General features: G+C 69.1%; 25 protein-coding genes. 12 read left to right on the forward strand and 13 right to left on the reverse strand.

Annotation, left to right across the window (positions count from 1 at the left end):
• Positions 1–8: 8 nt before the first annotated feature.
• On the reverse strand, positions 9–2,984 hold the full coding sequence (locus OO69_RS45165; RefSeq protein WP_033286836.1) for a glycoside hydrolase family 35 protein: 2,976 nt from the start codon (positions 2,982–2,984) through the stop codon (positions 9–11).
• A gap of 118 nt (positions 2,985–3,102) precedes the next feature.
• Here OO69_RS45165 and OO69_RS45170 point away from each other — a divergent pair, with 118 nt between their 5' ends.
• From OO69_RS45170 to OO69_RS45185, 4 genes are all read left to right on the forward strand, one after another.
• On the forward strand, positions 3,103–3,576 hold the full coding sequence (locus tag OO69_RS45170; RefSeq protein ID WP_033286837.1) for an RrF2 family transcriptional regulator: 474 nt from the start codon (positions 3,103–3,105) through the stop codon (positions 3,574–3,576).
• 67 nt (positions 3,577–3,643) lie between these two features.
• Positions 3,644–4,213 (forward strand): TlpA family protein disulfide reductase, encoded by a 570-nt coding sequence (locus tag OO69_RS45175; RefSeq protein WP_234444700.1) that lies wholly within the window; start codon positions 3,644–3,646, stop codon positions 4,211–4,213.
• 73 nt (positions 4,214–4,286) lie between these two features.
• On the forward strand, positions 4,287–5,210 hold the full coding sequence (locus OO69_RS45180; protein WP_033286839.1) for a sulfite exporter TauE/SafE family protein: 924 nt from the start codon (positions 4,287–4,289) through the stop codon (positions 5,208–5,210).
• A 338-nt stretch (positions 5,211–5,548) separates the two neighbouring features.
• Positions 5,549–6,202 carry a DUF4360 domain-containing protein gene (locus OO69_RS45185; RefSeq protein ID WP_033286840.1) on the forward strand — a complete coding sequence of 218 codons (654 nt, stop codon included), beginning with the start codon at positions 5,549–5,551 and terminating at the stop codon, positions 6,200–6,202.
• A gap of 76 nt (positions 6,203–6,278) precedes the next feature.
• On the opposite strand, the gene OO69_RS45190 is transcribed toward OO69_RS45185, so the two are convergent.
• Positions 6,279–7,067 (reverse strand): intradiol ring-cleavage dioxygenase, encoded by a 789-nt coding sequence (locus OO69_RS45190; RefSeq protein ID WP_033286917.1) that lies wholly within the window; start codon positions 7,065–7,067, stop codon positions 6,279–6,281.
• A gap of 128 nt (positions 7,068–7,195) precedes the next feature.
• Here OO69_RS45190 and OO69_RS45195 point away from each other — a divergent pair, with 128 nt between their 5' ends.
• A complete protein-coding gene (locus tag OO69_RS45195) occupies positions 7,196–7,675 on the forward strand; it encodes a hypothetical protein (RefSeq protein WP_051801748.1) in 480 nt (159 codons plus the stop codon).
• A 7-nt stretch (positions 7,676–7,682) separates the two neighbouring features.
• Here the strand turns inward: OO69_RS45195 and OO69_RS52260 are convergent, their stop codons facing one another.
• On the reverse strand, positions 7,683–8,300 hold the full coding sequence (locus OO69_RS52260; RefSeq protein ID WP_033286842.1) for a TetR/AcrR family transcriptional regulator: 618 nt from the start codon (positions 8,298–8,300) through the stop codon (positions 7,683–7,685).
• Between the two features lie 62 nt (positions 8,301–8,362).
• Here OO69_RS52260 and OO69_RS45205 point away from each other — a divergent pair, with 62 nt between their 5' ends.
• Positions 8,363–9,490 carry an alpha/beta hydrolase gene (locus OO69_RS45205; protein WP_051801750.1) on the forward strand — a complete coding sequence of 376 codons (1,128 nt, stop codon included), beginning with the start codon at positions 8,363–8,365 and terminating at the stop codon, positions 9,488–9,490.
• A gap of 19 nt (positions 9,491–9,509) precedes the next feature.
• Here OO69_RS45205 and OO69_RS45210 read toward each other — a convergent pair whose 3' ends face one another.
• A complete protein-coding gene (locus OO69_RS45210) occupies positions 9,510–10,514 on the reverse strand; it encodes a catalase (RefSeq protein ID WP_234444701.1) in 1,005 nt (334 codons plus the stop codon).
• Positions 10,515–10,570: 56 nt separating this feature from the next.
• Positions 10,571–11,710, reverse strand: coding sequence for a hypothetical protein (locus tag OO69_RS45215; protein WP_158713501.1), 1,140 nt, complete (start codon positions 11,708–11,710; stop codon positions 10,571–10,573).
• A 124-nt stretch (positions 11,711–11,834) separates the two neighbouring features.
• Here OO69_RS45215 and OO69_RS45220 point away from each other — a divergent pair, with 124 nt between their 5' ends.
• Positions 11,835–12,254 (forward strand): MmpS family transport accessory protein, encoded by a 420-nt coding sequence (locus OO69_RS45220; protein ID WP_033286844.1) that lies wholly within the window; start codon positions 11,835–11,837, stop codon positions 12,252–12,254.
• Here the strand turns inward: OO69_RS45220 and OO69_RS45225 are convergent.
• The 3 genes from OO69_RS45225 to OO69_RS45235 are packed head-to-tail and all read right to left on the reverse strand — an operon-like array spanning position 12,244 to position 13,492.
• Positions 12,244–12,420 (reverse strand): DUF397 domain-containing protein, encoded by a 177-nt coding sequence (locus tag OO69_RS45225; RefSeq protein WP_063744498.1) that lies wholly within the window; start codon positions 12,418–12,420, stop codon positions 12,244–12,246. The two genes, OO69_RS45220 and OO69_RS45225, sit on opposite strands and share 11 nt — an antisense overlap.
• 14 nt (positions 12,421–12,434) lie before the next feature.
• On the reverse strand, positions 12,435–12,671 hold the full coding sequence (locus OO69_RS45230) for a DUF397 domain-containing protein (protein ID WP_033286846.1): 237 nt from the start codon (positions 12,669–12,671) through the stop codon (positions 12,435–12,437).
• On the reverse strand, positions 12,668–13,492 hold the full coding sequence (locus tag OO69_RS45235) for a helix-turn-helix domain-containing protein (protein WP_033286847.1): 825 nt from the start codon (positions 13,490–13,492) through the stop codon (positions 12,668–12,670). Before OO69_RS45235 ends, OO69_RS45230 begins: the two co-directional genes overlap by 4 nt.
• A 130-nt stretch (positions 13,493–13,622) precedes the next feature.
• Between OO69_RS45235 and OO69_RS45240 the strand changes: the two genes are divergently transcribed.
• The 4 genes from OO69_RS45240 to OO69_RS45255 all read left to right on the forward strand — a co-directional run bounded on the left by OO69_RS45240 (position 13,623) and on the right by OO69_RS45255 (position 18,462).
• Complete coding sequence (locus OO69_RS45240; protein WP_033286848.1) at positions 13,623–14,186, forward strand: ATP-binding protein; 564 nt, start codon at positions 13,623–13,625, stop codon at positions 14,184–14,186.
• Positions 14,129–15,493: a DUF3500 domain-containing protein gene (locus OO69_RS45245; protein WP_063744497.1), complete on the forward strand. Its 1,365-nt coding sequence runs from the start codon at positions 14,129–14,131 to the stop codon at positions 15,491–15,493. Before OO69_RS45240 ends, OO69_RS45245 begins: the two co-directional genes overlap by 58 nt.
• Positions 15,494–15,602: 109 nt before the next feature.
• Positions 15,603–16,799: a 4-hydroxybenzoate 3-monooxygenase gene (locus OO69_RS45250; RefSeq protein WP_078652874.1), complete on the forward strand. Its 1,197-nt coding sequence runs from the start codon at positions 15,603–15,605 to the stop codon at positions 16,797–16,799.
• A gap of 58 nt (positions 16,800–16,857) precedes the next feature.
• Positions 16,858–18,462 carry a methyltransferase gene (locus OO69_RS45255; RefSeq protein ID WP_033286850.1) on the forward strand — a complete coding sequence of 535 codons (1,605 nt, stop codon included), beginning with the start codon at positions 16,858–16,860 and terminating at the stop codon, positions 18,460–18,462.
• A 4-nt stretch (positions 18,463–18,466) separates the two neighbouring features.
• Here the strand turns inward: OO69_RS45255 and OO69_RS45260 are convergent, their stop codons facing one another.
• Positions 18,467–19,768 carry an amidohydrolase family protein gene (locus OO69_RS45260; RefSeq protein ID WP_033286851.1) on the reverse strand — a complete coding sequence of 434 codons (1,302 nt, stop codon included), beginning with the start codon at positions 19,766–19,768 and terminating at the stop codon, positions 18,467–18,469.
• An 80-nt stretch (positions 19,769–19,848) separates the two neighbouring features.
• Between OO69_RS45260 and OO69_RS45265 the strand changes: the two genes are divergently transcribed.
• Complete coding sequence (locus tag OO69_RS45265; protein WP_033286921.1) at positions 19,849–20,295, forward strand: MarR family winged helix-turn-helix transcriptional regulator; 447 nt, start codon at positions 19,849–19,851, stop codon at positions 20,293–20,295.
• A 65-nt stretch (positions 20,296–20,360) separates the two neighbouring features.
• On the opposite strand, the gene OO69_RS45270 is transcribed toward OO69_RS45265, so the two are convergent.
• From OO69_RS45270 to mmsA, 4 genes are all read right to left on the reverse strand, one after another.
• Positions 20,361–22,034: a pyridoxal phosphate-dependent aminotransferase gene (locus tag OO69_RS45270; protein ID WP_033286852.1), complete on the reverse strand. Its 1,674-nt coding sequence runs from the start codon at positions 22,032–22,034 to the stop codon at positions 20,361–20,363.
• A 180-nt stretch (positions 22,035–22,214) separates the two neighbouring features.
• A complete protein-coding gene (locus OO69_RS45275; protein WP_033286853.1) occupies positions 22,215–23,369 on the reverse strand; it encodes an aldose epimerase family protein in 1,155 nt (384 codons plus the stop codon).
• A gap of 76 nt (positions 23,370–23,445) precedes the next feature.
• Positions 23,446–24,690 carry a multiple monosaccharide ABC transporter permease gene (gene mmsB, locus OO69_RS45280; RefSeq protein WP_033286854.1) on the reverse strand — a complete coding sequence of 415 codons (1,245 nt, stop codon included), beginning with the start codon at positions 24,688–24,690 and terminating at the stop codon, positions 23,446–23,448.
• Positions 24,687–26,237 (reverse strand): multiple monosaccharide ABC transporter ATP-binding protein, encoded by a 1,551-nt coding sequence (mmsA, locus tag OO69_RS45285; protein ID WP_033286855.1) that lies wholly within the window; start codon positions 26,235–26,237, stop codon positions 24,687–24,689. Before mmsA ends, mmsB begins: the two co-directional genes overlap by 4 nt.
• Positions 26,238–26,274: the final 37 nt, after the last annotated feature.

Raw genomic sequence — 26,274 nt, forward strand, 5'->3', positions numbered from 1 at the left:
AAGGGGTGTCAGCGGCCGGGCGAGGCCACCGGCGCAACCGGTACTCCTCCGGCCGCACTCCCCAACAGCGTCAGCCGTACGTCCTTCGGGCCCGCCGGTGTCGTGCCGTCGGACAGGACGGCCAGGGCGAGGGTGTTGGTGCCCCGGGTGCTGAGGATGCCGTTCGGCAGGGCGAAGGTGTGCTGCGGGCCCACGTCGTTGATGTACTGGCCCATGTTCCAGCCGTTGAGGAAGATCTGGACGCGGTAGGCGCGCGTCGGGTCGTCGTCGAGGACGAGGCCGATCGAGGCGTCGATGCCGGTGTCCACGGCGAGCTTGAAGCTGGTCCGGTACCAGGCCACGCCCTGCCGCTTGTCGGCGCGGGGGAGTGTCACCGCCTCCCACCCGGTGTCCGCGTACCCCGGCAGGTGCCAGCCCTCCCGCTCGCCGTACAGCCCGCCGTTGTTCTGCGGCCCGCGCACCGGATCGGGTGTCGTCTCACCCTGGAGTCGCCAACTCACCTTCGGGGAGGCGCCCTTGAAGGTCGCCGCCGTCAGCCCGCGCGCGACCTTGTGGGTGTCGAGGGCCTTGCCGTCCTGGTCGTGCTGCATCCGCCGCACCAGCACGGACAGGACGTGCGAACCGGCCGTGCGCTGCTTCTCGGGGATCGCGAAGGTCGCCTTGGCCGCCCAACTGCCCTGCCGCACACTGGTGTTCGTCGGCACCGGCATCCGGTGCGTGCCGAGCGGTTCGCCGTCGAGCCACGCCATCAGCAGCCCCTGCGTGCCGGTGCTGTAGGCGAGGGTCACCGACTCCAGGGCGTCGGTCGAGGTCGTGGTGAACCGGCCCCGGTACCAGACGTCCCCGTAGTGGAAGCCGTAGTCGTCCGCGAAGAGCAGAGGCTGCCCGGCGGGGATCGCCGTCGTGCTGAACGTCGAAGTCCGGTCCGCCGCAGTCCACTTGGAGTCGTCGAAGGCGACCGCGGCCTCCTGGTTCTCCACCTTCCGCCGCCAGCCGTCGAGTGCGGGGAGCGGTACGGCGGGCACCCCGGGCAGCAGCGCGTCCGGGTTCGAGCGCAGGCTGCCCGCGTTGGTGACGGTCGCGGGCACGGCCCGCCCGTTCCAGGTGACGTCGGTGATGCCGCGCGGGCCCCACACCTCCAGGCCGGTCTCGCCGATGGTGTCGCCGGTGAGGTGGGCGGTCGTCCCGCTGACCGTGGCCTCGCGCAGCAGCGCCGGGCCGTAGACCAGCGCGGTGCCCGAACCGGTCTCGTACGGCCACAGGCGTACGGAGCCGGCCTCGTCGGCGAAGACCAGCAGGAGGGAGTTGTCGACGCCGCCGGCCTGGACGAGGACCCGGGTCAGGCCGCCGATGCCGAGCGGGACGGTGACGTGCAGGAGGCCGCGGTCCCAGACCCAGGCGGCCTGCGCGTCGAGCCGGGTCACCACCGGCTCCTCGGGGCACTCGACGACGACGTGGGCCATCTCGCCGCGCGTCCCGGCGAACACGGCGATGTCCTGTCGGCCGGTGGTGAGGGACATTATCGGTGTGACCGTCGAGTACCTCAACTTACGGCCGCCGAGGGCGAGTTGGGTGACGAGGAGGCGGGCGTCCTGGGCCGGGACGGTGACCTCGATGTCGTCGGTGGCGGTCGGCAGGGTCGAAGTGACCGTCGCCGTACCGTCGTTGCGCAGGACGTAGACGTGCGCGCCGGTGTCGGCGTTGGTGAGGTGGTAGACCTTCAGGCCGTCCGCCTTGACGTCCGCCGCCTTGTCCAGCTTGGCGAAGTCGGGCACCGTCCGCAGCAGATGGCCGAGTTGGTGCATCGGCACGAGCTTCGCGGTCGGATTGCGGCCCTCGTCGAAGGCGGCGCCGTAGTCGTACGAGGTGTAGACGACCGGCGCGGGCAGCCAGCCCCACGAGGTGCCGCCGAAGGTCATGTAGACGCTGTGCAGGGTGAGTCCGTTGGCGAGGTTGGTGAGGTAGAAGCGCCGCTCGTACGCCGCGTCACGCGTCCGGCGCGACTCCGCGTACCCCTTGCCGTCGAACCAGGACCCGCCCCACGGGTCGAACCAGCCGCCCCCGAACTCCGGGACGAAACCAGGGGTCTTGGGGCTGGCGGTGGCCCCGCCCTTCGCCCCTCCGATCCCGTAGTGCCCCCAGTCCGGAGGCAGTTGGGACGGCGAGGGATACCCGTCGAAGCCGTACAGCCAACCGCCCTTGTCCCCACCGGTGTCGAACGATCCCGGGGTCCAATAGCCGTTGCGTCCCTTGTCGTTGTGGAACAGGGGGACGTCGATGCCGTCGGCGCGCACCTTCTTGTACAGGTGGGACATGTACGCGCCGCCGGACGCGTGGGTGAGCTGACCGTCGTACTCGTTCTCGATCTGGTAGAGCAGGACCGTGCCCGTGCCCTGGGTGAACAGGTGCTTGGAGACGATGGAGTTGACCTGGGTGAGCCACTCGTCGACGTGCGAGAGGTACGTCGGGTCGGCGGTGCGGGCGATGCCCTTCGTGGCGACGAGCCAGCCGGGGAAGCCGCCCGCGTCGATCTCGGCGTTGATGTACGGGCCCGGGCGCAGGATGACGTAGAGGCCGGTCTCGGCGGCCATGCGCAGGAACAGGTCGAGGTCCCGGACGCCCGTGAAGTCGTAGCTGCCCTGGGCGGGGGAGTGGTAGTTCCAGGAGACGTAGATGCTGACCGCGTTGTAGCCGAAGGCGCGCATCTTCTGCAGGACGTCGCGCCACAGGGACGGGCTCGGCAGCCGGAAGGGGTGCATCTCGCCCGACCACAGGACCAGGCGCTTCCCGTCGACGATCAGGGAGTAGCGGTCGTACCCGATCGTGTGGGGCTGCCCGTCCGCGGCCGGTGGTGCGGGGGCCGGGCCGGTCGGCACGACATGCGCGGCGTACGCGTCACCGCTGCCGCCGCTGCCACCCCCCAGCGCGAATCCGAGCGCGGCCGTGCCCGCGAGGGTGCTGAAGGTACGCCTGCTCAGCTCCACTGGAAGCTCCTCCCGGGTCCGGTCCGTCGGCGGCACGTGCGAAGCCATTTTCCGTGGTCGTCCCAGGAGGCCGTCGTGCGGGGCCATTCTCTACGCCAGAACGGACCACAATGGACGCATGAGGATCTCGGCACGGGCGGATTACGCGGTACGGGCGGTACTGGAGCTCGCCGTACGGGGTGACGACGGCCCTGCGGCGGACGGTCCGGTGAAGGCCGAGACCATCGCCACCGCGCAGGACATCCCGCACAAATTCCTGGAGGGAATTCTCGGCGACCTCCGGCGCGCCGGGATCGTCGACAGCCGGCGCGGCGGGGGCGGCGGCTACCGGCTGGCCCGCGCGGCCGGCGCGATCACCGTCGCCGACGTCATCCGCGCGGTGGACGGCCCGATCGTGTCCGTACGCGGCGAACGCCCCACCGGCCTCGCCTACACCGGCACCGCCGAACCCCTCCTCCCCTTGTGGATCGCCCTGCGCGCCAACGTCCGCAAGATCCTGGAGGGCGTCACCCTCGCGGACATCGCGGCGGACGCGCTGCCGGAACCGGTACGGGCGCTGGCGGCGGAGCCCGCGGCCTGGGAGAACCCGTAGCCCCGTAGCCCTGTAGTCCTATAGCCCCTAGTCCTGTCGTCGAAGCGCGGTGAGGAGAATGACCGCGATGACGATGATGATGACAACTCGACGTGCGTACGCGGCTGTTGCCGCTGCCTGCGTGATCCTCGCGGGCTGCTCGTCCCCGGAGGCGACCGGCCACGCCGGCTCCGGGGATCCGCTCACCCGGACCTTCGAGGAGGGGAGGCGTCCCGCCTTGGCGGATCTGACGGGGACCTCGTTGGACGGGGACGCGATCCGGCTGTCGGACTACCGGGGCAAGGTCGTCCTGATCAACGCCTGGGCGTCCTGGTGCGGGCCCTGCCGGGCGGAGGCGCCCCAGCTGAAGCTGATCCAGGAGACGTGGGGCGACCGCGGACTGCGCGTCCTGGGGCTCGACAACGACAACAGCCGCGCCGCCGGTCGCGCCTTCCAGAAGAGCTTCCACCTGGCCTACCCGTCCCTGCACGATCCCTCGGGGAAGCAGGCCCTGCGGTTGCCGCGCGGGCTGGTGAACACCCAGGTGATGCCGTTCACGATTGTCGTCGACCGCGCCGGGAAGGTGGCTGCGACCCGGATGGGCGCGGTGACGCGGACGCAGCTCGCGAAGGTCGTGGAACCGCTGCTGCAGGCGTAGGGGCCCGTCCTTGTGAGCCGTCCTCATCCGTGTCTCAGGATCCGTTCAGATTGGCCGCCTAGCGTCGCCTCCCATGCGCACGCTGATACTGCTCGCCCTCGCGGGCCTCGGGGCCCAGCTCGTGGACGGCAGCCTCGGTATGGCCTACGGGGTCACTTCCACGACGCTGCTGCTGGCCATGGGGACGAATCCGGCCGCCGCGTCCGCCACCGTCCACCTGTCCGAGATCGGTACGACGCTGATGTCCGGCGCCTCGCACTGGCGGTTCGGGAACGTGGACTGGAAGGTCGTGGTGCGGATCGGTGTCCCGGGCGCGATCGGGTCGTTCCTCGGGGCCACCGTGCTGTCGAAGCTCTCCACCGAGGTCGCCGAGCCGGTGATGTCGCTGATCCTGTTCGGGCTCGGCGTGTACGTCATGTCCCGGTTCACCTTCAAGGGGCTGCCGAAGGGGCAGCTCGGCAAGCCGTTGCGGAAGCGGTTCCTGGCGCCGCTGGGCCTGGTCGCCGGGTTCCTGGACGCGACCGGCGGGGGTGGCTGGGGGCCCGTCGGTACACCCGCGCTGCTGGCGAGCGGGCGGATGGAGCCGCGCAAGGTGATCGGGTCGATCGACACGAGCGAGTTCCTGGTGGCGGTGGCCGCGAGTCTCGGCTTCCTGTTCTCGCTCGGGTCCCAGGGGCTCAAGTGGACGTGGGTGGTCGCCTTCCTGCTCGGGGGAGTCGTGGCCGCGCCGGTCGCCGCCTGGCTGGTGCGGCTGGTTCCGCCGCGGGTGCTGGGCTCGGCGGTCGGCGGGATCATCGTCGTGACCAACGTCCGTACGCTGCTGAGAAGTGACTGGATCGGCGCGTCGGGTGCGGTGAGCACTCCGGTGTACGTCGTGCTGTACGGGATGTGGGCTGCCGCCCTGGCGTACTCGGTCCGCGCCCATCGCCGGGAGAGGGCGCTGGAGACGCGGACCGAGTCCGAGTCCGCCGAAGAGCGGCAGCCGCTCGGGGTGTGATCGGCGATCCCCGATCAGTGCTTCCTGGTCATCAGCCTCCTGGCCATCTCCGCGTCGACACCGGCGTCATGGCAAGGAAGTTACGGCCGTACCTGAAGGATTCCTTGATGTGCCGCTGTGAAGGGCCTGGGGACGGAACGGCCAACGGCCGCTTATTTCAACAGAGTTCACACACTGTGGAGAGAATGTGAAAGACGCGTCTGTGAATGGCCTGAGTTCGCCCTGACCACCTCCTGTGGGGCTCCCTACGATGCGAGCGCGCCGTCGGTCTTCACAGGAACTTCATTGGTTCTTCAAAGACTTGGGGCGCAGCCACCCCCCAACCCCAAGGAGAAACCATGCCTGGTGGGCTCCTCCTGAGCGGCGCCGTCGCCGCTCTTCTCACCACCGCGCTGCCCATGCAGCACGCGTCCTCACCCGTGTTCGACGACCCGCCCCCGGACAAGATCGTCATCAACGTCGCCACGGTGAACGGCTCGGGCTGCCCGCAGGGCACGACGGCGGTCGCCGTCTCCGAGGACAACACCGCCTTCACGGTGACCTACAGCGCCTACCTCGCCCAGGTCGGCGGCAACTCCGACCCCACGGCGTTCCGCAAGAACTGCCAGCTCAACCTGGTCGTCCACGTCCCGCAGGGCTTCACCTACGCCATCGCGAGCGCAGACTACCGGGGCTTCGCCTCGCTCCAGCGCGGCGCGAGCGGTGCGCAGAAGGCCTCGTACTACTTCCAGGGCTCGTCGAACACCACGAGCAAGAACCACCCGTTCAACGGTCCCTACGACGACAACTGGCAGGCGAACGACAGCACGGACGTGGCCCAACTGGTCTGGGCGCCCTGCGGAGTTCAGCGCAACTTCAACATCAACACGGAGCTGCGGGTCAGCGCCGGCACCTCGGCGCCCGGCGCGGTCAGCTTCATGACGATGGACTCGACGGACGGCGACATCAGCACGATCTACCACATGGCGTGGGAGCACTGCCCGAGCTCCTGACGTGCGGTGCTGTGAGATGACATGAGGAAGGGGTGGCCCGTGTCGCACCGCGGGCCACCCCTTCGGCCGGGCGGGCTCAGCTCTGCTGGACGCCGAGTGTGAGCGTGCCCGTGTAACCGGACGAGGTCGAACTGCCCAGCGCCGTAAGGGTCATGAGGCCGGACGCGGCGCCTCCGTCGTCGTAGATAGAGTCCTGCGCGAGGGTGGTGCGGGTGACCGTGTTGGTCGAGTACGGGGAGATCTTGGCGACGGCCGCGGTGATGGTCTCGTCGATGAAGAGCTGGCCCGTGTGGAGTTCCTGGCCGCCGGTGAACGAGCCGTCCGCGGTGAGCGTGACGCCGGTGTGCACCTTCACGTGGATGTGCACGCAGCGCCCGCGGTACCAACCCGGGTAGATCGTCGTGATGTTGGCGAGCCCGGCGGAGTTGGTGAGGACACCGCCGCGCAGGAAGGTGCGGTCGTCCGGCTCGCTGTGGCCGTTGTTGCCGACGTAGCCGGAGTACTCGCCGAGCGCGTCGCAGTGCCAGATCTCCACGAGCGCGCTGGGGATGACCGCGCAGGTGCTGTCGTTCACGACGGTGAGGGCGAGTTTGAGCGGAATACCGGCCTTGCCTTCGGTGACGTCGGCGCGGACGAGGGCGCCGTCGAGGTAGTAGGGGCCTTCGGTCATCTCCTTGGTGAGAGTGCAGACTGCCGCCGGGGCCACGGGAGTTGAGTCTGCGGTGGTGGCTGTGGCGGGGGTGTGGGGAGCGGCGGCGCCGACGGCCAGTACGGCGGCCGTGGTGCCGGTGGCGATCAGGACGGTACGACGCCCGATCGGGGTGGGGGTGACTCCGGCTGTGCCGTGTGAGGATGAGTCTGTCATGGACACGGCACCGTAGAAGCGGAACCTGTCGGCCGACTGTGCGAACGGCAAAGTGACGGTCCGTCAAGTTCATTGCGGGACAGGTGGGTCACGACGGCTGCCGGCGCGATGCCCGGTGGGAGGCCGGGGTGGGGGAAGATCACCCGGTGAAGCCCTTCGACCCCCAGCGCGCGGAACCCAGCCGCTACCCGCGACTTCAGGCCGCCCTCGCCATCGTCAACCGCGATTTCGCGGCAACCCTCCCCGACCAGCCGCCCCTCGCGCTGATGGTCTGGGAGGAGCAGGTCTACGTCGCCGTGTCCGACGGCAGTTGGCACCACGAGGGTCTCCAGGAACCGGACGACGACGCCCCCGACGACGACGCCCTCGGCCTTGTGGCGGACGCGGCCCAGGAGACGGTGGCCGACCGGCTCCGGCGGGCGTGGCCGGTGTGTCCGTCCCACGGGACCGGTACGCACGTTCGCCCCGAGGGGACGGGGGCCGACTGGGAGGGGTGGGGCGAAGGCGAAAGCGGGCGTCTGGTGTGGTGGTGCGGGGGCGGTGCCACGGGTGACTGTCACGACCTCGCGGCCGTGGGGGAACTCGCCGCCGCCCTGACACGGCCGTAGCGCCGTTCTACGTCGTCGGCCGGATGCCCAGCGCCGCCAGGCACATGACGATCGCCGCCTCCACGCACTCGGCCGGGGTGCGGCCTGCCGGTGGGTCGAGGATCGCGCCGTGTATCTGGGCCTCGGCCGCCTGGACCAGGAGCAGGGCGGTCAGGGTGGGGTCGGGGGCGCCCAAGTCGAGGCGGCGGAGGTGGTGTTCCACCTCCGTGGCCATCTCGGTCTGGAATGCGCGGAGTTGGGCCGCCGCGGCGGCCGGGCGCGGGGCCTGGTCGTAGAGGAGCCGGTGCAAGTGCGGGTCTGTGTCGTGGAGTTGGGCCAGGGTCGAGTACAGGGTGCGGATCGTCTCTTCGGCTGGGGGCGCCGCCGCGCGCAGGTCCGCCATCGCCGCGTTCATGGCCGAGGCCAGCGCGTGCACGTGGCGCTCGCCCAACGCGTAGAGCAGCGCGTCCTTGTTCGGGAAGTACTGGTAGAGCGAGCCGATCGACACCCCGGCCCGGTCCGCGATCTTGTTGGTGGTCGCGCCGGTGTAACCGAGGGCCTCGAAAAGCTGAGCAGCCGCTTCCAGGATCGCGTCGTAGGTCTCCTGGGACCGCTGCTGACGTGGGCGTTTGCGCGGTGTGGACATGGGTGGATCCGGGGTCCAATGCGAGTTGTCAGAAGCTGAGGATTACTCGCATTGTAGAAGGCATGTTCACCTTCCCCGTGGAACCGGACGACCTGTTCGACGAGCGCACCCGGCAGTTCGTGGCGCTCGGGATCCCGCGCCCGGTCGTCGACCGCGCCCGGGCCCGGATCACCGACATGTGGGGGACGGGGGTGGGGAGTTGGGTCCCGGTGTGGTCGGCCGAGGCCGAGCGCGCCCATGCCTCCGGCGACCCGCTGCTCGCCTCGCTGTGCTGGGGCGCGGCCCGTTTCCCGTGCCTGGCGACCGACGAACGGCGGGCCGCGCAAGAGCACCAACTCGCCGCGTACCTCGAAGCCGCGCCCGGCTTCCCGGTCCGTTTCCAGCGCGCTGTGCTGAACGTGCCCGAGCCCGTCCCCGTGCACTTCTTCCAACGACGGCGGGTGGCCCGCCCGGGCGTGATCGTCCTCTGCGGCGGCGTCGACACCTGGAAGATGGACCTGCACCGCCTGGCCGTGGCCACCGCCCGCGCCACCGGCCTCCTCGTCGCCGCCGTGGACATGCCCGGCACCGGCGAATCCACGGTCCCGCTCGCCCCCGACGCCGACCGCGTCCTCGTCGGCCTCATCGCCCAACTCCGGCGCGCCTACGGCCAACCCGTCGGTTTCTACGGCGTCAGCTTCGGCGCGCACTGGGCGGCCAAGCTGGCCCTCGCCGGCCACGTGGACGCGGCGGTCGACCTGGGCGGCCCGACCGGCCTGACCGACGAACCCATCGACCTGCTCAACCTGCCGCACGGCATGCCGGGGATCGTCGGCAACGCGCTGCACTTGGATGCCCTCCCCGACGAGGCCGGGATCGCCGACCTGCTCGCCAGTTTCTCCCTGCGCGAGCAGGGTCTCCTCGACAAGGCCGGTGCCGGTGGCTCGCCGCTGCTGGCGGTCAACGGGGCCGACGACGTCTACGTCCCGCTCGGCGACACCGTAGGACTCGCCGGGCGGCCGGAGACGACCGTGTGGGTGATCAAGAACGCCAGCCACTGCGCCCCCGAACGGTCACCCCAGGTCAACCTCGCCCTGTGGGGCTGGCTGGCCGCGCGCCTGGCGCCGCCGGGCCGCCCGCTGCCACGCCTCGCCGAGGTCGCGGCACGGCAGCCGCTACGGCCGTATCTCGACGGGCGCGCCACGGGCTGACGGGTGTTCCCCGGGCTGGCTAGGGAGCGAGCCGGCGTTCCGCCGAGACGGAGTACGCGTGGCGGCGGAACGCCAGCATCTTGTCGTCGGAGGCTTCGACGCCGGGGGCGAGGCGGGTCGGGTCGAAGACCTGGTGCTGCCAGTGGTCCTCGCGGGGCGAGCGGGCCGTCACGTGGAGGTGGCCGGCCGGGATCAGGGGGCGGTGTTCCGGCCATGCCTGGGAGGGGTCGTGGGTCGGGTCGTTCGGCTCGGCGAGCTGGTACACCACGGTGAAGGTGACGGGCCCGGATTCGAGGCGGGAGTCGAGGTCGCCGATGAGGAAGTCGGGGGCGAGGGTCGCGGCGTACGCGGGATCGATCTCGACCTCGCCGAGTTGGGGCACGAGCCGGTAGCGGAAGGGGCGCCGTACGCCCGACTCGTCGACGAGGACGAAGGCGTGCAGCCCGTCGTAGCGCGTGGTGGCGAAACTGGCGGGTGCCTGCTGCCCGGCGAAGGACTTCAACGCGCCCCGGCTTTCCGGGTGTTGGGCCAGCACGGTCGCGAACTTCCCGGCGGCGGCGAGCTTTCCCTTGGCCCGGTCGGCGAACCCGCCCTCCGTGCCCGCCATGCCCAACGCCTCGACGAGTTCGATGAACCCCTCGGGATTGTGGCTGGGGAAGACCCGGAAGTTGGCGGCGACGAGGTCCATCACGGCCTCGGCGTCATCGCTACTGCCGTCCCCCTCAAGGAACTTGACCGCCATCCCGCGTACGCCCCGTGCCCGGTCGTCGGCGGCGAAGTTGCCGGAGCCGTTCGAGAACCGGATCACTGCGTCGGCTTCGGCGGTGAGACAGGCGGCGGTCGTCCACTGCGCGATCCGCCCGGTGGGCACGAACCGTGCGTCGTACACGGCCCCGCGGGCATGCAGGCGGCGGTCGTGCGGACGCGGATGCGCGGCGGCCTCGATCCGGTCGACGGCCTGGACCGCGGTCATTCCGTCCTCGGTGACCGAGGAGTCCTGGGGTTCCTGGGGTGACTGTGCCATGGCGGCATCATGGCATCAGCGGTCGTCGTGTTCCCGGCGGTGGGTCGAACACGCGGTCACCGGAGGGACGGGTGCGACGTCTCGCGTACGGTCCACGGTTCCTGGTCCACGCCCACGCCGTCCATCGTCATCCCCGCGAAGAGCCCTACGGCCCCCGAGGCCACGCCCAGCAGCATGCCGGCCCAGTGCGGGACGGCACCCAGCAGGAACGGTACGGCGAGGAGGGCGCCGACCGCCGCGACGCGCAGGTGGGAGGCGTGCACCTTCGGGAAGTACCGGGACGGGCGGGGAAGCGGTTCGACGGCGAGCGCGGTGTCGGTCCGGCACAGCGGCGCGGCACCGTCGCGCAGGTATCCCGCGTAGTCGTCCTGCGGTGTCACGCCCCAGACCACGTGGCCGGAGTCCGAGACGAAGGCGGCGGAGACCGTGCGCTCCTCGCTCGTGCGCGCGATGTTCCGCCACCGGGTGGGCCAGCACAACCAACCGCTGTGGCCTGCGAGTTGGGCGGCGGCCTGGGCCAGGTGCTTGTCGCCGACGGTGATGCGAAGGTTGTGTCCGGGCATGGCCTGGAGTCGGATGGGTCGTCGGCTGTCGGTCTCGTTCTCCCGCGCCAACTCGACGTAGTAGGCGCTGGTTGTCGCGGTCTGGCCGCTGCCGTTTCGGGTCGGGTACCGGTAGGACTCCTTCACCGGCGTGCGGAACCGGACGCGAATCGCGTGGACGCCGCCGGCGGCAGCATCTTCCCTGAGCACGCGCTGCGCCGGGCCGAGCTGGCTCTTGAGCAGGGCGAGGACGAACAAGGAGAACACCGCACCGAAAAGCCACGAGACCGCGACGTACAGGTTGAACAGGGACGGGTCAACGCCCTTCCCCGCAGCGGAACTCGCCCCCGCGCACGGTGCCCAGACGACGAGGAAGGCGGCGAGGAAGAATCCCCAGTCACGGCGCACCGTTCCCAGCTTGCCGGGGATCGTCTCCCGCGGTGGCGCGGTCACCTGCAACGGCTCCACGAGAGGCGCCGACCGACTGGCCAGCACCCATCCCAGGCTGAACAGCGCGGCCAGGGCAAGCGGCATGAGAACGTGCAGACGCGGGGCGTCAGTTGGCGGCAGTGAGGTCGCCGCCCAGGCTGTGGCCGCCGACAACAGCGCCGCCCCGCCCAGCGTTCTGGCGAGCGGCGTGGAAACGTGCGACATGTGATCTCCCCCCGGACCATGTGATGCGGGGATCTTACGTGCCGCTCGCGTTTGACTTTACTTTCTCTTTGCTATTGGCTGCGGGTTCGACCGACCTTCACGATCATGATCCGGGGGGATCCTCATGACCCGCGCCATCCGCGCCACCCGCACTGCCGTCTGCGCCGCCGCTGTCACCGGCCTTGCGCTGGGCCTGAGTTCGTGTTCCGAGGCGGTCGACCAGGTCGACAAGGCCGTGAACGAGACGTACGTCGTCACCTACGAGGTCACGGGCAAGAACGTCGACTCGATCGGCTTCCACGGCGGAGGTGGCAAGGCGATGGACCCCAAGGTCGAGACGGTGACCAACCCCAAGTTGCCCTGGACCAAGACGGTCACCCTGCGCGGCATCATGCCCGCGGCGGTCATGCCGGTCGCCGCGGACATCGAGGGCGCGGAGGTCGAGTGCCGGATCACTTACAAGGGCAAGGTGCTTGAGGAACAGAGCGCCGGTGGGCTGGCGACCGCCGGCGGTTGCATCGCGGAGTCCCCGATCACAGGGTGACGAGGAATTCCGTCCAGGTGGCGGGGGTGAGGGCGAGTTGGGGGCCCTGGGTGTGCTTGGAGTCGCGGATGTGGATGGTGGTGGGGCCGGTGGCCATCTCGACGCAGTTGTCACCGGAGCCGCTGCTGTAGCTGCTCTTGAACCAGGCCAGTTCAGTGGTGCTCATGGCGGAGCCCCCGATCACAGGGTGACGATGAACTTGGTCCAGGTGGTGGGGGAGAGGGCGAGTTGCGGGCCCTGGGTGTTCTTCGAGTCGCGGATGTGGATGGTGGAAGGGCAGGAGGCGATCTCGACGCAGTCGCCGTCACCGCTGCTGCTGTAGCTCGACTTGTGCCAGGAGAGGGCGACTTCTACGCAGTCGCCATCGCCGCCGCTGCTGTAGCTGCTCTTGAACCAGGCCAGTTCGGACGTGCTCATAGCGCTCCTCGTATCCGTTCCAACAGGCTCATGGACTCCTCCGAGGTGAGAGCCTGTGAACGCATCCTGGCATACCGCTGTTGGAGCACGCTTACTTCTTTGGACTCGGAGATCAGCAGACCGCCCCGCTGCCCCTCGCAATAGGCGAACCATGTGTTGTTGGGGGTCTCCAGCAACTGCATGGGACCGTCCAACCCGGCATGGCTCTCTCGTAGTTGCGGCATGATCTGGATCTCGACGTTCCTGAACCGGGCGACCTTGAGCACGTGGTCGATGAGCTTCCGGGTGACCTCAAGCCCGCCGGTACGCCGCAAGAACAGCCCCTCCTCCAGGATGAAGCTGAACGCTGTGTTCGGCCGCTCCGTCAGCAACTCCTGCCTCTTCGCCCGCTCTACCCACTGAGCCTCGATCTGCGCGTCGTCCAGTGGAGGCAGCTGTCCGAGGAACAGCGTTCGTGCGAACTCCTCGGTCTGCAACAACCCGGGAATCGTCCGGCATTCGTACGTGTACAGCGTGATCGCCGTCTTCTCTTTCAGCGCCCACTGCCGGAACCAAGCCGCCAACCCAGGCCGCCGCTCCAGGTGTTCCGCACCTCGCCGTACCGCCCCGGTGTTGCCCAACACCGGTTCTGACCGGTCCACGAACTGCGTGTCCGGCATCCGCCTCCCCAACTCCACCGACTCCACGGTGTGTTTGGAGTACCCGATCTGCCTGCCGAACGCCTCCCGGCTCAGCCCCGCATGCTCCCGTAAGGCCTGCAACATCGCCCCGAACGTTCGCAGGCTGTCGGACACTTCGGGCTCGCTGCTGCCCTCGACCATGGTCACCCACCTCCCGCGGACATGGTTACGGAACGTAGCGCGTACTGTCCAGCGTGTGACCCCGTACGCTGCCGCAGCGTACGGGCCGAGGTGCTGGTGAACTACCCTCCCCGAACGCCACATTGGGCCCATGACCACCCAACCCCCCGTCACCGTACGTACGTTCGCCCAGCGCCTCAGCCCCACCCCTCGCGGCGCCCGCCTCGCCCGGCACCTCGCCCTGCACCAACTCCACGCCTGGGGCATCCCGCACGGCAGCGACGCCTCCGACACCGCCGCCGTGATCGTCGCCGAACTCGCCGCCAACGCCGTCACCCACGGCCGCGTACCGGGGCGGGACTTCGAACTCCGGCTCTCCCTCGTCACGGGAAGCGTCCGCATCGAGGTCACCGACACCCGTACCGGACCGCGTCCGCCCGCACCCGGGGCCGTAGAACAGCCAGATCTCCTCGACGAGAACGGGCGCGGGCTCGTGCTCGTCGAGGCGCTCGCGGACCGGTGGGAGGTGGTGGAACGGGTGCCGCCGCCGGGCAAGACCGTAAGGGTGGAAATCGACCTGCCCAGGTGGTTGGCACTGGTCAGGGCGCTGGACGGGGCTTCAGGTTCGGTTCAGGTTGGTGCGGGAGGTTGGCCGGTATGCACGGACACCGCCCCCGCACCCCCGAAGCCGACCGCAGCCGCCGCTGGTTCATGAACAGCGCGCTGCTCGCCGGCGGAGTCGCCGCCGTCGCGACCATGACCGGCTGCTCGTCGGACGCCTCCGACACGGCCACCGCGTCCTCGTCCTCCGGCGCCCCGAACGGCGCCCCCTCGGGCGGCCCGGGCGGCGGTATGCCCACCGGCGCGATGCCTTCCGGCGGGCCCGGGGGAGGGGGCGGCAGCGGGATGGGTCCCGGGCAGAGTGAGGTCAAGTACGCCGATTTCAAAGGCGTTTCGACCAACGGCACGATCACCGACGGGCTCTACTCGATCCACGCCACCGACGTGTCGACGGACGGGATCGTCAAGGCCGCGCAGGCGTTTCTCGACGGGCTCAGCGCCAAGGAACGCAAGTCCTGCACGTTCGACGTCGACAACGACGAGTGGCTGGCCTGGAGCAACGTCGACGGGTACCAGCGCAAGGGCGTCCGCATGGGCGACATCACCGCCACCCAGCGCAACCTCGGTTACGCGCTGCTCGGCGCCGCCCTCTCCGCCGACGGGCTCACCCAGACCCGCAACATCATGAAGCTGAACGCCTTCCTCGGCGACTACAGCGGCGGCAACCGGGACACGCTCACCGAGGGCGCGTACTTCTTCACCTTCATGGGCACGCCGTCCACGACCAAGCCGTGGGGCTTCCAGTACGAGGGCCACCACGTGGCCATCAACTACTTCGTGCTCGGCGACCAGGTCGTGATGACCCCGACCTTCATGGGGTCCGAACCGACCTCCGCCACCTACAAGGGCGAGAAGATCACCCTCTTCAAGACGGAGACCAAGGCGGGCCTCACCCTCCTCCGCTCCCTCACCGCCGCCCAGCGCGCCAAGGTGATCTCCAGCACCAAGAAGTCCGGCGACGACATGAAGGCGGGCGCCGGACAGGACAACGCCAAGCTCGCCTACCAGGGGCTGGTGGCAAAGGAGTTCAGCAGCGCCCAGAAGCAGAACCTCCTCGACCTCGTGCGCGTCTACGTCGGCAACATGAACGACGGCCACGCCGAAGTGAAGATGTCGGAGGTCGAGGACCACCTCGACTCGACCTACTTCTACTGGATGGGCGAGACGAAGGACTCCTCCGCCTTCTACTACCGCGTGCACAGCCCGGTCGTCCTCATCGAGTACGACGCCCAGTCGCCGCTCGCCTACGGCACGAAGAGCAGCAACGCGAGCCCGGGTGGCGGTATGGGCGGGCCCAACGGCACCCCCACCCAGCAGCACATCCACACCATCATCCGCACCCCCAACGGGGGCGACTACGGCGTGGATCTGCTCAAGCTGCACTTGGACAACGACCACTGACATATGCCCAGTTGGCCCTTATGGGCTAAGAAGCCGCTTTCGATTCCTCATCACCCTGATCTGGCTGATATGAAACCCCTTGGCCGAAAAAGCAAGATCAGGGGTGGATGTGGGGAAACGATTCGACTCCGGGGCACGGACCGGGGTGGTGATCGTCGGGGCGGGCCCGGCGGGGCTCGTCCTGGGGAACCTGCTGCTGGACCGCGGCATCGACTGCGTGATCCTGGAACGGCGTGGCCGCGAGGCGGTGGAGGGGCGGGCCAGAGCGGGATTCCTGGCCGCCCACTCCGTCCGCGTCCTCACCCGACACGGCCTGGCGGACGGGCTGTTGGCCAAGGGGCACACCCACCGGACGTGTCTCTTCCGCAGTGAGCGCGGTGAATTCACCCTCGACTACGGCGAGTTGGGGCGCGGCGAGGTCCACACGGTCTACCCGCAGCAGGAGTTGGTACGGGACCTCCTCGCCGAATACCTCCGACGCGGCGGCGAGATCCGCTTCGACACGGAGGTCGAGGAGATCTCCGAGGACGGCCGGGTGCGGACCTCCGACGGCACGGACGTCACCGGCCGCTACGTCGCCGGGTGCGACGGACACCGGGGAGTCGCCCGCGCCACCATGACCGCCCACGGGACACGCACCGCCCGCTGGGACCACGGCGTGAGCTGGCTCGCGGTCCTGGTCGAGGCCGGGCCCAGCATGGAAGCCGTCGGATACGCCCTGCACGAACGGGGATTCGCCGGCCACATGGCCCGCACGGCGACCGTCACCCGCTACTACCTCCAGTGCCCGCGCAGAACCGATCCGGCCGACTGGAGCGAGGACCGGATCTGGGCCGAACTGGAAACCCGGTTCCGTGTCGACGAGTTCGGCCAGCTCAAGGACGGCCCGGTCCTGGAGAAGGCGGTCGTCGACCTGCGCTCCGACGTCTTCGACACCCTCGGCGAAGGCCGCCTCTGGCTGGCGGGCGACGCGGCCGGCCTCATCAGTCCCTCCGCCGCCAAGGGCGCCAACCTCGCCGTACTCCAGGCCGAACGCCTCGCCCAGGCACTGACGTTGGCCCTGAAGCACGCCGACGAGACCGACCTCGCCCGCTACGCCGCCGACTGCCTGCCGCGCGTCTGGCGGGCCCACGAGTTCTCGCACTGGATGAGCGGCCTGCTGCACGGCCCGTCCGCCGAGGACGCCGAGCACACCGTCGAGGCCCACGCCCGCTACGGCCGCGCGCTCCAGTACGCCCGCCTGGACAGCCTGCGCACCTCCCGCACGCACCAGGACTTCTTCGCCGAGAACTACACCGGCATCTGAGCCGTCTCCCGCCTTCCAACTCCCGTCTCCGTCCCCACGATTCACCGGGAACCCCTTCATGAACCTCCCCGTCGTACAGGCACGCCTCGCCGCGGCCGACGCAGCCCGCATCGAGCGCGCGGCGGCCTACGTCGAGACCCACGACACGGACCAGGTCCTGGCCGAACTCCTCCCGGCCCTCACCCCCGCCGAACGGGCGGACGTGGCACGCCACTTGGTCTTCGACCACACAGCGGTCCTGGTCTTCCCCGACTCCCTGGACGGCCTCTGCGAGGAACTCCGCCGCCTGGGCCACGAACCGGGCCCGGTCACCCCGAGCGTCGTGGTCCGCGACCGCCTGACCCGCCGCTACGGCCCGGAACTCGCCGACATCCCGGTAGGCATCGTGCACGTGGCGGTCGGCACCCGCAGCGTGGAGATCTTCGCGCTCCCGGTAGCCCCGGAGTCCGCACTGGAGGCAGTGGCCGCCGACGAACGCGAGGCGGAACACGAGTCCCACCACGCCTTCGCGGTCACGGCCCCCGGCCCGGTGGTCCCCGCAGGCCTACGACTCCTCCTCCAGGAGCGGGGCGGCGCGGTCCCCGACGGCGGCGGCTACAACGGCCACGAGAACGTCACCGTCCTCTACCACCGCACCACCACCCACCACCGCTTCGAACTCCGCCTCCCCGGCCGCCACTTGCCCCTCCCCGACCCGACGACGGCCCTGCTCACCGTCATGACCGGAGCCTGGGCGACCCAAGCGGTGGCCACAATGGCCGAGTTGAACATCGCGGACCACCTGGCGGACCACCCCGGCATGTCGGCGGCGCGGCTGGCGGAACTCACCTCGACGCACCCGGACGCGCTGCGCCGCCTGCTCCGCTACCTGACCACCCTGGGCCTGCTGACGGCGGCGGACGACACCTACCACCTCACAGCGGCAGGCCAACCCCTGCGCACGGCAACGGAGTTCTCCCTGGCCCCGCTGGCCCAGCTCTACGCCGGCCCGTTCTACGACTCCTTCGCCGGCCTGACCCACTCCGTACGCACCGGCGAGGAAGCCTTCGCCCACCGCAACGGCCGGCACCACTTCCCCTACTTCGCCCAACACCCCGAACTGGGAAGCCTGTTCCACCGCGCGATGGCCTCCAGCGCGGAGATGTTCACCCCGGTCCCCACCCTGATCGACTTCTCGAAGGCGCGACGGGTGGTGGACGTGGGCGGCGGAAACGGCGCGCTGCTGGGCCGGTTGCTCCGCGCCCACCCCCATCTGGAGGGTGTCCTGTACGAACGCCCGGGCGCCCTGGACGCGGCCCGCCCCCACCTCCCCGAACGCTGCTCCTTCGTAGCCGGCGACTTCACCCGCTCCGTACCGGAGGGAGGAGACGTCTACCTCCTCTCCCGAGTCCTCCACGACTGGGACGACGACCGCTGCCTGACGATCCTCGGCAGGTGCGCGGAGGCGATGCGCCCGGGTGCCCAACTCCTGGTGGTGGAGCGCCTGTTGCCGACACCGACGGCGGTCGCCTGGGACGTCCACATGCTGTGCAACGTGGGCGGCCAGGAACGCGACGAGGACCATTACCGGCGCCTGCTGGAGAAGGCGGGCTTCGAGGTGCGGACGAGTCACGCCCTGCCGCTGGGGGCGTCACTTGTCAGTGCTGTGCGGGCAACTCCCTGAAAGCTCACGGAAGTTGCTTCTTCTGACGGACGAGGTGGCCGGAGCTGAAAACGGCGCGAACGTGTCGCTGGTCGATCAGATGGGAAATGTCCGCGACAGGGTCGGAGTCCAGCAGGACCGCGTCGGCGACGCTGCCCACAGCGACCGTTCCCGTCGCGTCCTGCTTGCCGACCTTCTCCGCCGCCCGGCTGGTGGCTGAGGTGATGACCGCGGAGTTCGGCACTCCGGCCTGGGCGAACAACTGCAGTTCGCGCAGCAGCGCGCGGGCGGGCGTGGGCATGACCCTTGCGATGTCACTGCCGGCGACGAGCCTGACGTTCGCTTCGTGGAAGATCGGCAGCGTACGCATCGCGTACTCGAACCGGACCCGGCACTCCTCCGCGGGATGCTTGGGGAACGGCTGGCCGTAGGTGGGACGCGCCCTGATCTCCTCGGCGCCGTCCGGCGTGAGAATGCCGTCGGTGATGAGCCGGTCCAGATAGTCGGGGTACGCCCCGTAGGCCAGTTGTTCCCAGGTGGCGACGGTCGGGCAGTAGAGCGTGCCCGCGTCAGCCATGAGGTCGGCCAGCTCGGCGGCTTCGCTCAGGTCGCCGGGATCCCGTGGAAGAGGGGAGTGTTCGATGCAGTCGGCGCCCGCCAGGACCGCCTCCCGCAGGTCCGCGCCCGTCGCGATGTGCACCAGCACCTTCTTGCCCGCCTCGTGCGCGGCGGCGATGATCAGCTCAAGTGCGGCCCTGGGAAGCCGTTGGCCGCCTCCGGGCTTGCCGTCGAACATGCACTTGACGTAGTCGACCTCATCGAGCGACACGCCCTGAAGGTACCGGCCGGCGTCGTCGGCGCTGCCTACTTCCATGATCCCGGACCGGTGACCCACGAGGCCGGTCACCGGCCAGCCGTCGATACCGGTGAAGACCGCTTCGGAGGTGAAGAGTGACGCCACGGCGGGGTCCGCTTTGCTCGCGTCGCGCAGCCTGGGACTCAGTTCCGGCATCCCTCCGAGATCGCACACCGTGGTGACGCCCTCGGCGAGATACCCGGCGAGTACGTCCCGCAGGTGGGCGAACCGCTCGGGTTCGGGGAGGGCCGCGCCGTAGTCCCTCAGGTGCGTGTGGCTCTCCCACAGGCCAGGCATCAAGTAACCGCCACGGCCGTCGAGTTCGGGTTCTCCGGCCGGCGTCGAGGAGGTGTCGGTGCTCGACGGGCGGATGTCCGCGAACCGTCCGTCCGCGATCAGGACGTCCATTCCGGCTCGCGGAACGCCGCCGGTGCCGTCGATGACGGTCACATCCTTGATGATCAAGGTCATCCATCCCTTCGTGGGGCACGGTCAGTTATATAGGAACCTATGTATCGACTATACATAGGTTCCTATACGCTGTGCACGTGATGCTTCCGACCCCGAGTTCGCCGCCCACCACCCTGGTCAACACCGCTGCCCGCGTGCTCGCGAGGATCAACGACCGGCGCCTACGGCCGCTCGGGCTGGCCTTCGGGCAGGTGCCGGTGCTGGCCGCCCTCGGGCAGGGGGGCCCGCTGTCCCAGAAGGAGCTGGCCCGGCTGGCCCGGATCGAGCAGCCGTCCATGGCGCAGCTGCTGGCCCGTATGGAGCGGGACGGACTGGTCGAACGCGCACCCGACCCGGACGACCGACGCGTCAGCCTGATCTCACTGACCGCCGAGGGACAGGCGAAACTGCCCCAGGCCCATGCGGCGCTCCTGGACACCAACAGCCGGGCGCTCGACGGGTTCAGCCCGGACGAGATCGTGGTCCTGCAGGGCCTGCTGCGCAGATTTCTCGCGAACCTGGACGCGGAACTCGCCGATCAGCGATGACAGACCGGCGAGATCTCCCGTAGCCACCGCCTCAAGGGCGGCAGCGTCCCTTACGGCAGCGTCCCCTAACCCGCCTGTCCCATCCCCGCCGCGTTGGGCCAGCTCTGCGCGTTGGGCCACCCGGTCGCGGGTGCGGGTGCCAGGTTCTGCATGCCGTTGGGGCTGGTGGCGCCGCGTACCTGGGCGGCCGTGAGGCCGTTGCGGGCGGGGACGCCGGTGGGGGTCGGCCCCTGCGGGGGCATGGGTGCCGGGGCGGGGACGCCGTAGGGCTGTTGGGGCATCTGTGGCGGCGGAGCCTGCTGCATCGGCATCTGCTGAACCTGCGCGGCGGCCACCATCGGCTCGAACTGCGGCTGGGGCTGCGGCTGTTGGGGCTGCGGCACAGGCTGCGGCTGAGGCACCTGCATGGGCACCGGCTGAGGCTGCATCGGCATCTGAGCCGCCGCGGGCACCGGCATCGGCACCGGCATCGGCATGCCGACCCCCGACGTCCCCGTACCGAGGGCCTGCGCGGCGAGATTCTGCATCCCGGCGCCGTTCGTCGCCCCGACCAGGCGATCCACGGCCGCCGTACCCGAGCTGTAGTTGGTCCCTGTACCCAGCTCGGGTACGGCGGCTCCCCTCCTGGTCCCGTAGAGCACCTGTTCCATGCCGGACACCAGGCGACGCACGTCCGTCTGGGGGCGCACCACGAGCCGCAGGAAGCGGCTGGACGAACCGATCTTGTTGCCGCACTCGCGGACCAGGATGCGGTGCTCGGTCAGCATCCGGTCCCGGACCACCGTTCCCTCGGCGCCGACGGGGAGGCGTACGAAGAGGAAGTTGCCCTGCGACGGATAGACCGTCAGGCCGGGCAGCGCGGAGAGATGGCTCGCCATGTCGAGCCGGTCGCGGCGCACCTGCTGGAGGCTCTGCGCGTACTCGGCGCCGTGCTCCTTGAGGATGAACACCACATGCTCGGCAAAGGCGTTGAGGTTCCACTTGGGCAGCATCGTGCGGATACGGCCGGCCAGCGCGGGGTTCGCCACGAGGTAGCCGAACCGTATGCCGTGCAGGCCGAAGTTCTTGCCGAGGCTGCGCAGGACGACCACGTTGGGGCGGATCATCGCCTCTTGTACGACGCTGGGTTCGACCTCGGCGTCGGCGAACTCCAGGAACGACTCGTCGATGACGATCAGGTCCAAGTCCGCCATGGCGTCCATGAATTGGACCAGCGCCTGCTTGTGGATGAAGCCGCCGTCGGGGTTGTTCGGGTTGCAGATGACGGCGACCTTGGTGTTGCGCTTGCGGATGAACTCCGCGTACTGCGCGAGGTCGAGGGCGAAGCCGCTGGACTCCTGGAGCGGGAACATGTCGACCCGCTTGCCGGTCTCCATGGGTTGGTCGGTCCAGCGGCCGAAGGTGGGGACGGGGATGGCGAGGGACTCCCGGACCATCAAGTGGTCGATCCAGGTGATCAGTTCGGTGGAACCGTTGCCCATCGCCACGCACTGCGGCGGGAGTTGGAGCAGGTTGCAGAGCTCGGCCGTAATGGTGTCGGCGCTGCTCGGGTAGTACGTGATGATCTCGCGCAGCCGGGCCGCCATCTCGTCGAACATGGCGGGGGTGGGGAAGTACGGGTTGCACGGGATGCAGAAGTCCACGGGACCGGTGCCGTCGCTCTCACGCGCCAACGCCGCCATCGACGGGCTGTGTGCCGCCGTACTGCGGAACAGCGAGGTGACGTTGGAGTCGGCCAATGGAACCTCCGTATGAAGGCGGGCCCGGCGGGGACGACCGGGCCCGTCGTCTTGGGTGGCCCGCGCGGGGGAGCACGGGCCACCCATGGATACGGATACGCGAGTGGCGCTGTTCAACGGATGTGAAAATGGTGTGTGTTCGGGAACCCCGGGTCCGAACCAGCAGTCAGTGGTGGGACTTCAGCTGCTGAACGAGTGGATCGTCGTCGTGCGATACGTCTGACCAGGCCGCAGCACCGTCGTCGGCCACGACGGCTCGTTCGGGGAGTCCGGGAAGTGCTGGGTCTCCAGGGCCAGTCCGTCACCCTGCCGGTAGGTCCGCCCCGACGTGCCGATCAGCGTGCCGTCGAGGAAGTTGCCCGAGTAGAACTGCAGCCCCGGCTGATCCGTGGAGATCTTCAACGTCCGCCCGGACGCCGGGTCCCGCAGCGTCGCGATGTGCTCCGGCTTCGCCGTGACTCCCTTGTCCAGCACCCAGTTGTGGTCGAAGCCCTTGGCCGTGACCTGCTGCGGGTGCCCGGCGCGGATGTCCCGCCCGATCGGCTTCGCCTTGCGGAAGTCGAAGGGCGTACCCGCGATCGGCGCCAGTTCGCCCGTGGGGATCAGACCCGAGTCCGTGGGTGTGAACCGGCTTGCGGCGATGGAGAGTTCGTGGTCGTAGATGCCGCCGCTGCCCTCGCCCGCGAGGTTGAAGTACGTGTGGTTGGTGAGGTTGACGACCGTCGGCTTGTCGGTGGTGGCCTCGTAGTCGATACGCCAGTCGCCGTGCCTGGTGAGGGTGAAGGTCACCTTCGTCTTGAGGGTGCCGGGGTAGCCCATCTCGCCGTCCACGCTGGTGTAGTGGAGGTAGAGGCCGACGTCGGAACCCTTGGTGAAGGGCTCGATGTCCCAGACCTTCGTGTTGAAGCCCTTGGCACCGCCGTGCAGGCTGTTCACGCCGTCGTTGACGGAGAGCTGGTACGCCTTGCCGTCGAGGGTGAACTGGCCCTTGGCGATGCGGTTTCCGTACCGGCCGATGGTCGCGCCGAAGAACGTGGTGCCGGCGACGTACGCGGCGAGGTTGTCGTAGCCGAGCGACACGTTGGCGTACTTGCCGTGCCGGTCCGGGAGTTCGAGCGACTGGATGATGCCGCCGTAGGAGAGGACCTTCAGGCGGGTGCCGCCGTTGGCCAGCGACCAGCGGTAGACCTTCGTCCCGTCGGCGAGGGTCCCGAAGAGTTCCTTCACGGGCTTCTTGCCTCCCGAGGCAGCCTCCGCCGTACCCGTACCGAGCGCGCTCGCGGCGATACCGGCTGCCGCGGCGCCTGCAATGACCGTGCGTCTGTTCAGTTCCATTGAGCGGCTCCTGCACATGGAAGGGGCCCCGTCGTGCTGTGCGTGAGACAGGCAACTGACGGGGCCCGGGCTGAAGTTACGATCCGGACTTGCGCTTGTTCCACACATCGAAGCCGACCGCGGCCAGCAGGGCGAGGCCCTTGATGACCTGTTGCCAGTCGGTGCCGACGCTGAGGAGGTTCATGCCGTTGTTCAGCACGCCGAGGACGAGCCCACCGATGATCGCGCCGAGGACGGTACCCACACCGCCGCTCATGGACGCGCCACCGATGAACGAGGAGGCGATGGCCTCGAGTTCGAAGCCGTCGCCCGCCTTCGGCGAGGCCGCGTTGAGGCGGGAGGTGACCACCAGACCCGCCAGGGCCGCGAGCACGCCCATGTTCAGGAACACCTGGAAGCTGACGCGCTTGTCCTTGACGCCGGACAGCTTCGCGGCCGGCAGATTGCCGCCGATCGCGTAGATGTGGCGGCCGAAGACGGTGTTGCGCATCACGTAGCCGTAACCGACCACCAGGACACCGAGGATGATCAGGATGACCGGCGCGCCGTTGTAGCTGGCGAGCAGCATGGTGAGCCAGACGATCGCGGCGACGATCGCGACCAGCTTGAGCAGGAACAGCTTCACCGGCGGCACGTCGAGCGAGAACTCCAGCTGCCGGCGCCGGTCGCGGACCTCCTGCCACACCACCGCGGCGACCATCGCCAGGCCCAACAGCAGGGTGATGTTGTGGTAGTTGGTGTTCGGGCCGACCGCGGGCAGGAAGCCGTTGCCGATCTTCTGCAGGCCGTTGGGGAACGGGCCCAGGGTCTGGCCCTGGAGCAGGATCTCCGTGAGGCCGCGGAAGAGCAGCATCCCGGCGAGGGTGACGATGAAGGACGGTATGCCCGCGTAGGCGATCAACAGCCCCTGTACGGAGCCCGCGACGGCGCCCATCAGCAGGCACAGCACCAACGCGACGGGCCACGGCACCTGGTGATTGACCATCAGGACCGCCGCGAAGGCACCCACGAACGCCGTCAGCGAACCGACCGACAGGTCGATGTGCCCGGCGATGATGACCATCATCATGCCGATCGCGAGGATCAGGATGTAGCTGTTCTGCAGCACCAGGTTGGAGACGTTGCGCGGCAGCAGCAGGTCCCCGCCGGTCCACACCTCGAAGAGGATCACGATCAGACCGAGGGCGATCAGCATGCCGTACTGGCGCATGTTGCGCCGCAGGCCGTCCAGCATCAGGTGCAACAGGCCGCCGCCCGCGGCCGATCCGCTCCCGCCCGGCGGCGCGGGGGCCGGGCTCTTGGCGGTCACGTCCGTGCTCATCGCGTTACCTCTTTGTCCTTCGTCATCTGGCGCATCAGCACTTCCTGCGTGGCCTCGGCCCGGGGCACCTCACCGGTCAGCCGGCCCGCCGCCATCGTGTAGATGCGGTCGCACATGCCGAGCAGCTCCGGCAGTTCGGAGGAGATGAAGACCACCGCCTTGCCCTCGGCGGCGAGTTGGTCGATGACCGTGTAGATCTCGTACTTGGCGCCCACGTCGATACCGCGCGTGGGCTCGTCCAGGATCAGCACCTCGGGACCCGCGAAGATCCACTTGCTGAGGACGACCTTCTGCTGGTTGCCGCCGGACAGCTTGCCCACCGGCTCGAACACCGTCGGCGCCTTGATGTTCATCGACTTGCGGAACCGCTCGGCGACCTGCCGCTCCTCCTGCTCGTCGACGACCCCGCGCTGGGAGACCTTGTTCAGGGCGGCCAGCGAGATGTTCCGGTTGATCGTGTCGATGAGGTTGAGGCCGTAGTGCTTGCGGTCCTCGGTGACGTACGCGATGCCGTGCTTGACCGCCTCCGCGACGGACTTGGTACGGATCTCCTGGCCGTCCTTGAGGACCGTGCCGCCGGAGTAGCGGCCGTAGGAGCGGCCGAAGACGCTCATCGCGAGTTCGGTGCGGCCGGCGCCCATGAGTCCGGCGATGCCGACGATCTCGCCTCTGCGCACATTTATTGACACATCGTCAACTACCTTGCGCTGCTGGTCGATCGGGTGGAACACCGTCCAGCCGCGGATCTCCAGTGCGGGTGCCGCCTCGGGCTTGCCCTCGTACGGAGTGCGCTCGGGGAAGCGGTGGTCGAGGTCGCGGCCGACCATGCCGGAGATGATCCGCTCCTCGGTCGTCTCCGGCGCCTTCACGTCGAGGGTCTCGATGGAGCGGCCGTCGCGCAGGATCGTCACCGAGTCGGCGACCTTGCGGATCTCGTTCAGCTTGTGCGAAATGATGATGCAGGTGATGCCCTGCTTCTTCAACTCCAGGATGAGATCGAGGAGTTTGCCGCTGTCCTCGTCGTTCAGGGCCGCCGTCGGCTCATCCAGGATGAGCAGTTTCACCTTCTTCGACAGCGCCTTCGCGATCTCGACGAGCTGCTGCTTGCCCACGCCGATGTCGGCGACGCGGGTCTCCGGGTGGTCGCTCAGGCCCACCCGGCGCAGCAGTTCGGTGCCGTGCCGCAGGGTCTCGTTCCAGTTGATGAGCCCGCGCGAGGCGTGCTCGTTGCCGAGGAAGATGTTCTCCGCGATGGAGAGGAACGGCACCAGTGCCAGTTCCTGGTGGATGATCACGATGCCGCGCTGCTCGCTGGCCCGGATGTCGCGGAAGCGGCACTCCTCTCCTTCGAAGAGGATGTCGCCCTCGTAACTGCCGTGCGGATGGACGCCGGAGAGCACCTTCATCAAGGTGGACTTCCCGGCGCCGTTCTCACCGCAGATGGCGTGGACCTCGCCCTGACGGACCGTCAATGTGACGTCCGACAGTGCCTTGACACCGGGAAAGGTCTTGACGATCGAGCGCATTTCCAGGACGGGTCCCGCCATGGTCGTGCCTACCAATCACGTGTGGGGTCGGGTAACG

It is taken from the genome of Streptomyces sp. NRRL F-525 (assembly GCF_000716605.1).
In the GTDB taxonomy this organism is placed as follows: domain Bacteria; phylum Actinomycetota; class Actinomycetes; order Streptomycetales; family Streptomycetaceae; genus Streptomyces.

Coding starts and splice junctions, on each gene's coding strand:
- OO69_RS45180 (WP_033286839.1), top strand. CDS start 4,287: ATGCGCACGCTGATACTGCTCGCCCTCGCGGGCCTCGGGGCCCAGCTC.
- OO69_RS45275 (WP_033286853.1), bottom strand. CDS start 23,369: ATGGAACTGAACAGACGCACGGTCATTGCAGGCGCCGCGGCAGCCGGT.
- OO69_RS45265 (WP_033286921.1), top strand. CDS start 19,849: ATGCTTCCGACCCCGAGTTCGCCGCCCACCACCCTGGTCAACACCGCT.
- OO69_RS45225 (WP_063744498.1), bottom strand. CDS start 12,420: ATGAGCACCACTGAACTGGCCTGGTTCAAGAGCAGCTACAGCAGCGGC.
- OO69_RS52260 (WP_033286842.1), bottom strand. CDS start 8,300: ATGTCCACACCGCGCAAACGCCCACGTCAGCAGCGGTCCCAGGAGACC.
- OO69_RS45170 (WP_033286837.1), top strand. CDS start 3,103: ATGAGGATCTCGGCACGGGCGGATTACGCGGTACGGGCGGTACTGGAG.
- OO69_RS45220 (WP_033286844.1), top strand. CDS start 11,835: ATGACCCGCGCCATCCGCGCCACCCGCACTGCCGTCTGCGCCGCCGCT.
- OO69_RS45185 (WP_033286840.1), top strand. CDS start 5,549: ATGCCTGGTGGGCTCCTCCTGAGCGGCGCCGTCGCCGCTCTTCTCACC.
- OO69_RS45255 (WP_033286850.1), top strand. CDS start 16,858: ATGAACCTCCCCGTCGTACAGGCACGCCTCGCCGCGGCCGACGCAGCC.
- OO69_RS45230 (WP_033286846.1), bottom strand. CDS start 12,671: ATGAGCACGTCCGAACTGGCCTGGTTCAAGAGCAGCTACAGCAGCGGC.
- OO69_RS45235 (WP_033286847.1), bottom strand. CDS start 13,492: ATGGTCGAGGGCAGCAGCGAGCCCGAAGTGTCCGACAGCCTGCGAACG.
- OO69_RS45215 (WP_158713501.1), bottom strand. CDS start 11,710: ATGTCGCACGTTTCCACGCCGCTCGCCAGAACGCTGGGCGGGGCGGCG.
- OO69_RS45260 (WP_033286851.1), bottom strand. CDS start 19,768: ATGACCTTGATCATCAAGGATGTGACCGTCATCGACGGCACCGGCGGC.
- OO69_RS45240 (WP_033286848.1), top strand. CDS start 13,623: ATGACCACCCAACCCCCCGTCACCGTACGTACGTTCGCCCAGCGCCTC.
- OO69_RS45205 (WP_051801750.1), top strand. CDS start 8,363: ATGTTCACCTTCCCCGTGGAACCGGACGACCTGTTCGACGAGCGCACC.
- mmsA (WP_033286855.1), bottom strand. CDS start 26,237: ATGGCGGGACCCGTCCTGGAAATGCGCTCGATCGTCAAGACCTTTCCC.
- OO69_RS45245 (WP_063744497.1), top strand. CDS start 14,129: ATGCACGGACACCGCCCCCGCACCCCCGAAGCCGACCGCAGCCGCCGC.
- OO69_RS45190 (WP_033286917.1), bottom strand. CDS start 7,067: ATGACAGACTCATCCTCACACGGCACAGCCGGAGTCACCCCCACCCCG.
- mmsB (WP_033286854.1), bottom strand. CDS start 24,690: ATGAGCACGGACGTGACCGCCAAGAGCCCGGCCCCCGCGCCGCCGGGC.
- OO69_RS45175 (WP_234444700.1), top strand. CDS start 3,644: ATGACGATGATGATGACAACTCGACGTGCGTACGCGGCTGTTGCCGCT.
- OO69_RS45210 (WP_234444701.1), bottom strand. CDS start 10,514: ATGGCACAGTCACCCCAGGAACCCCAGGACTCCTCGGTCACCGAGGAC.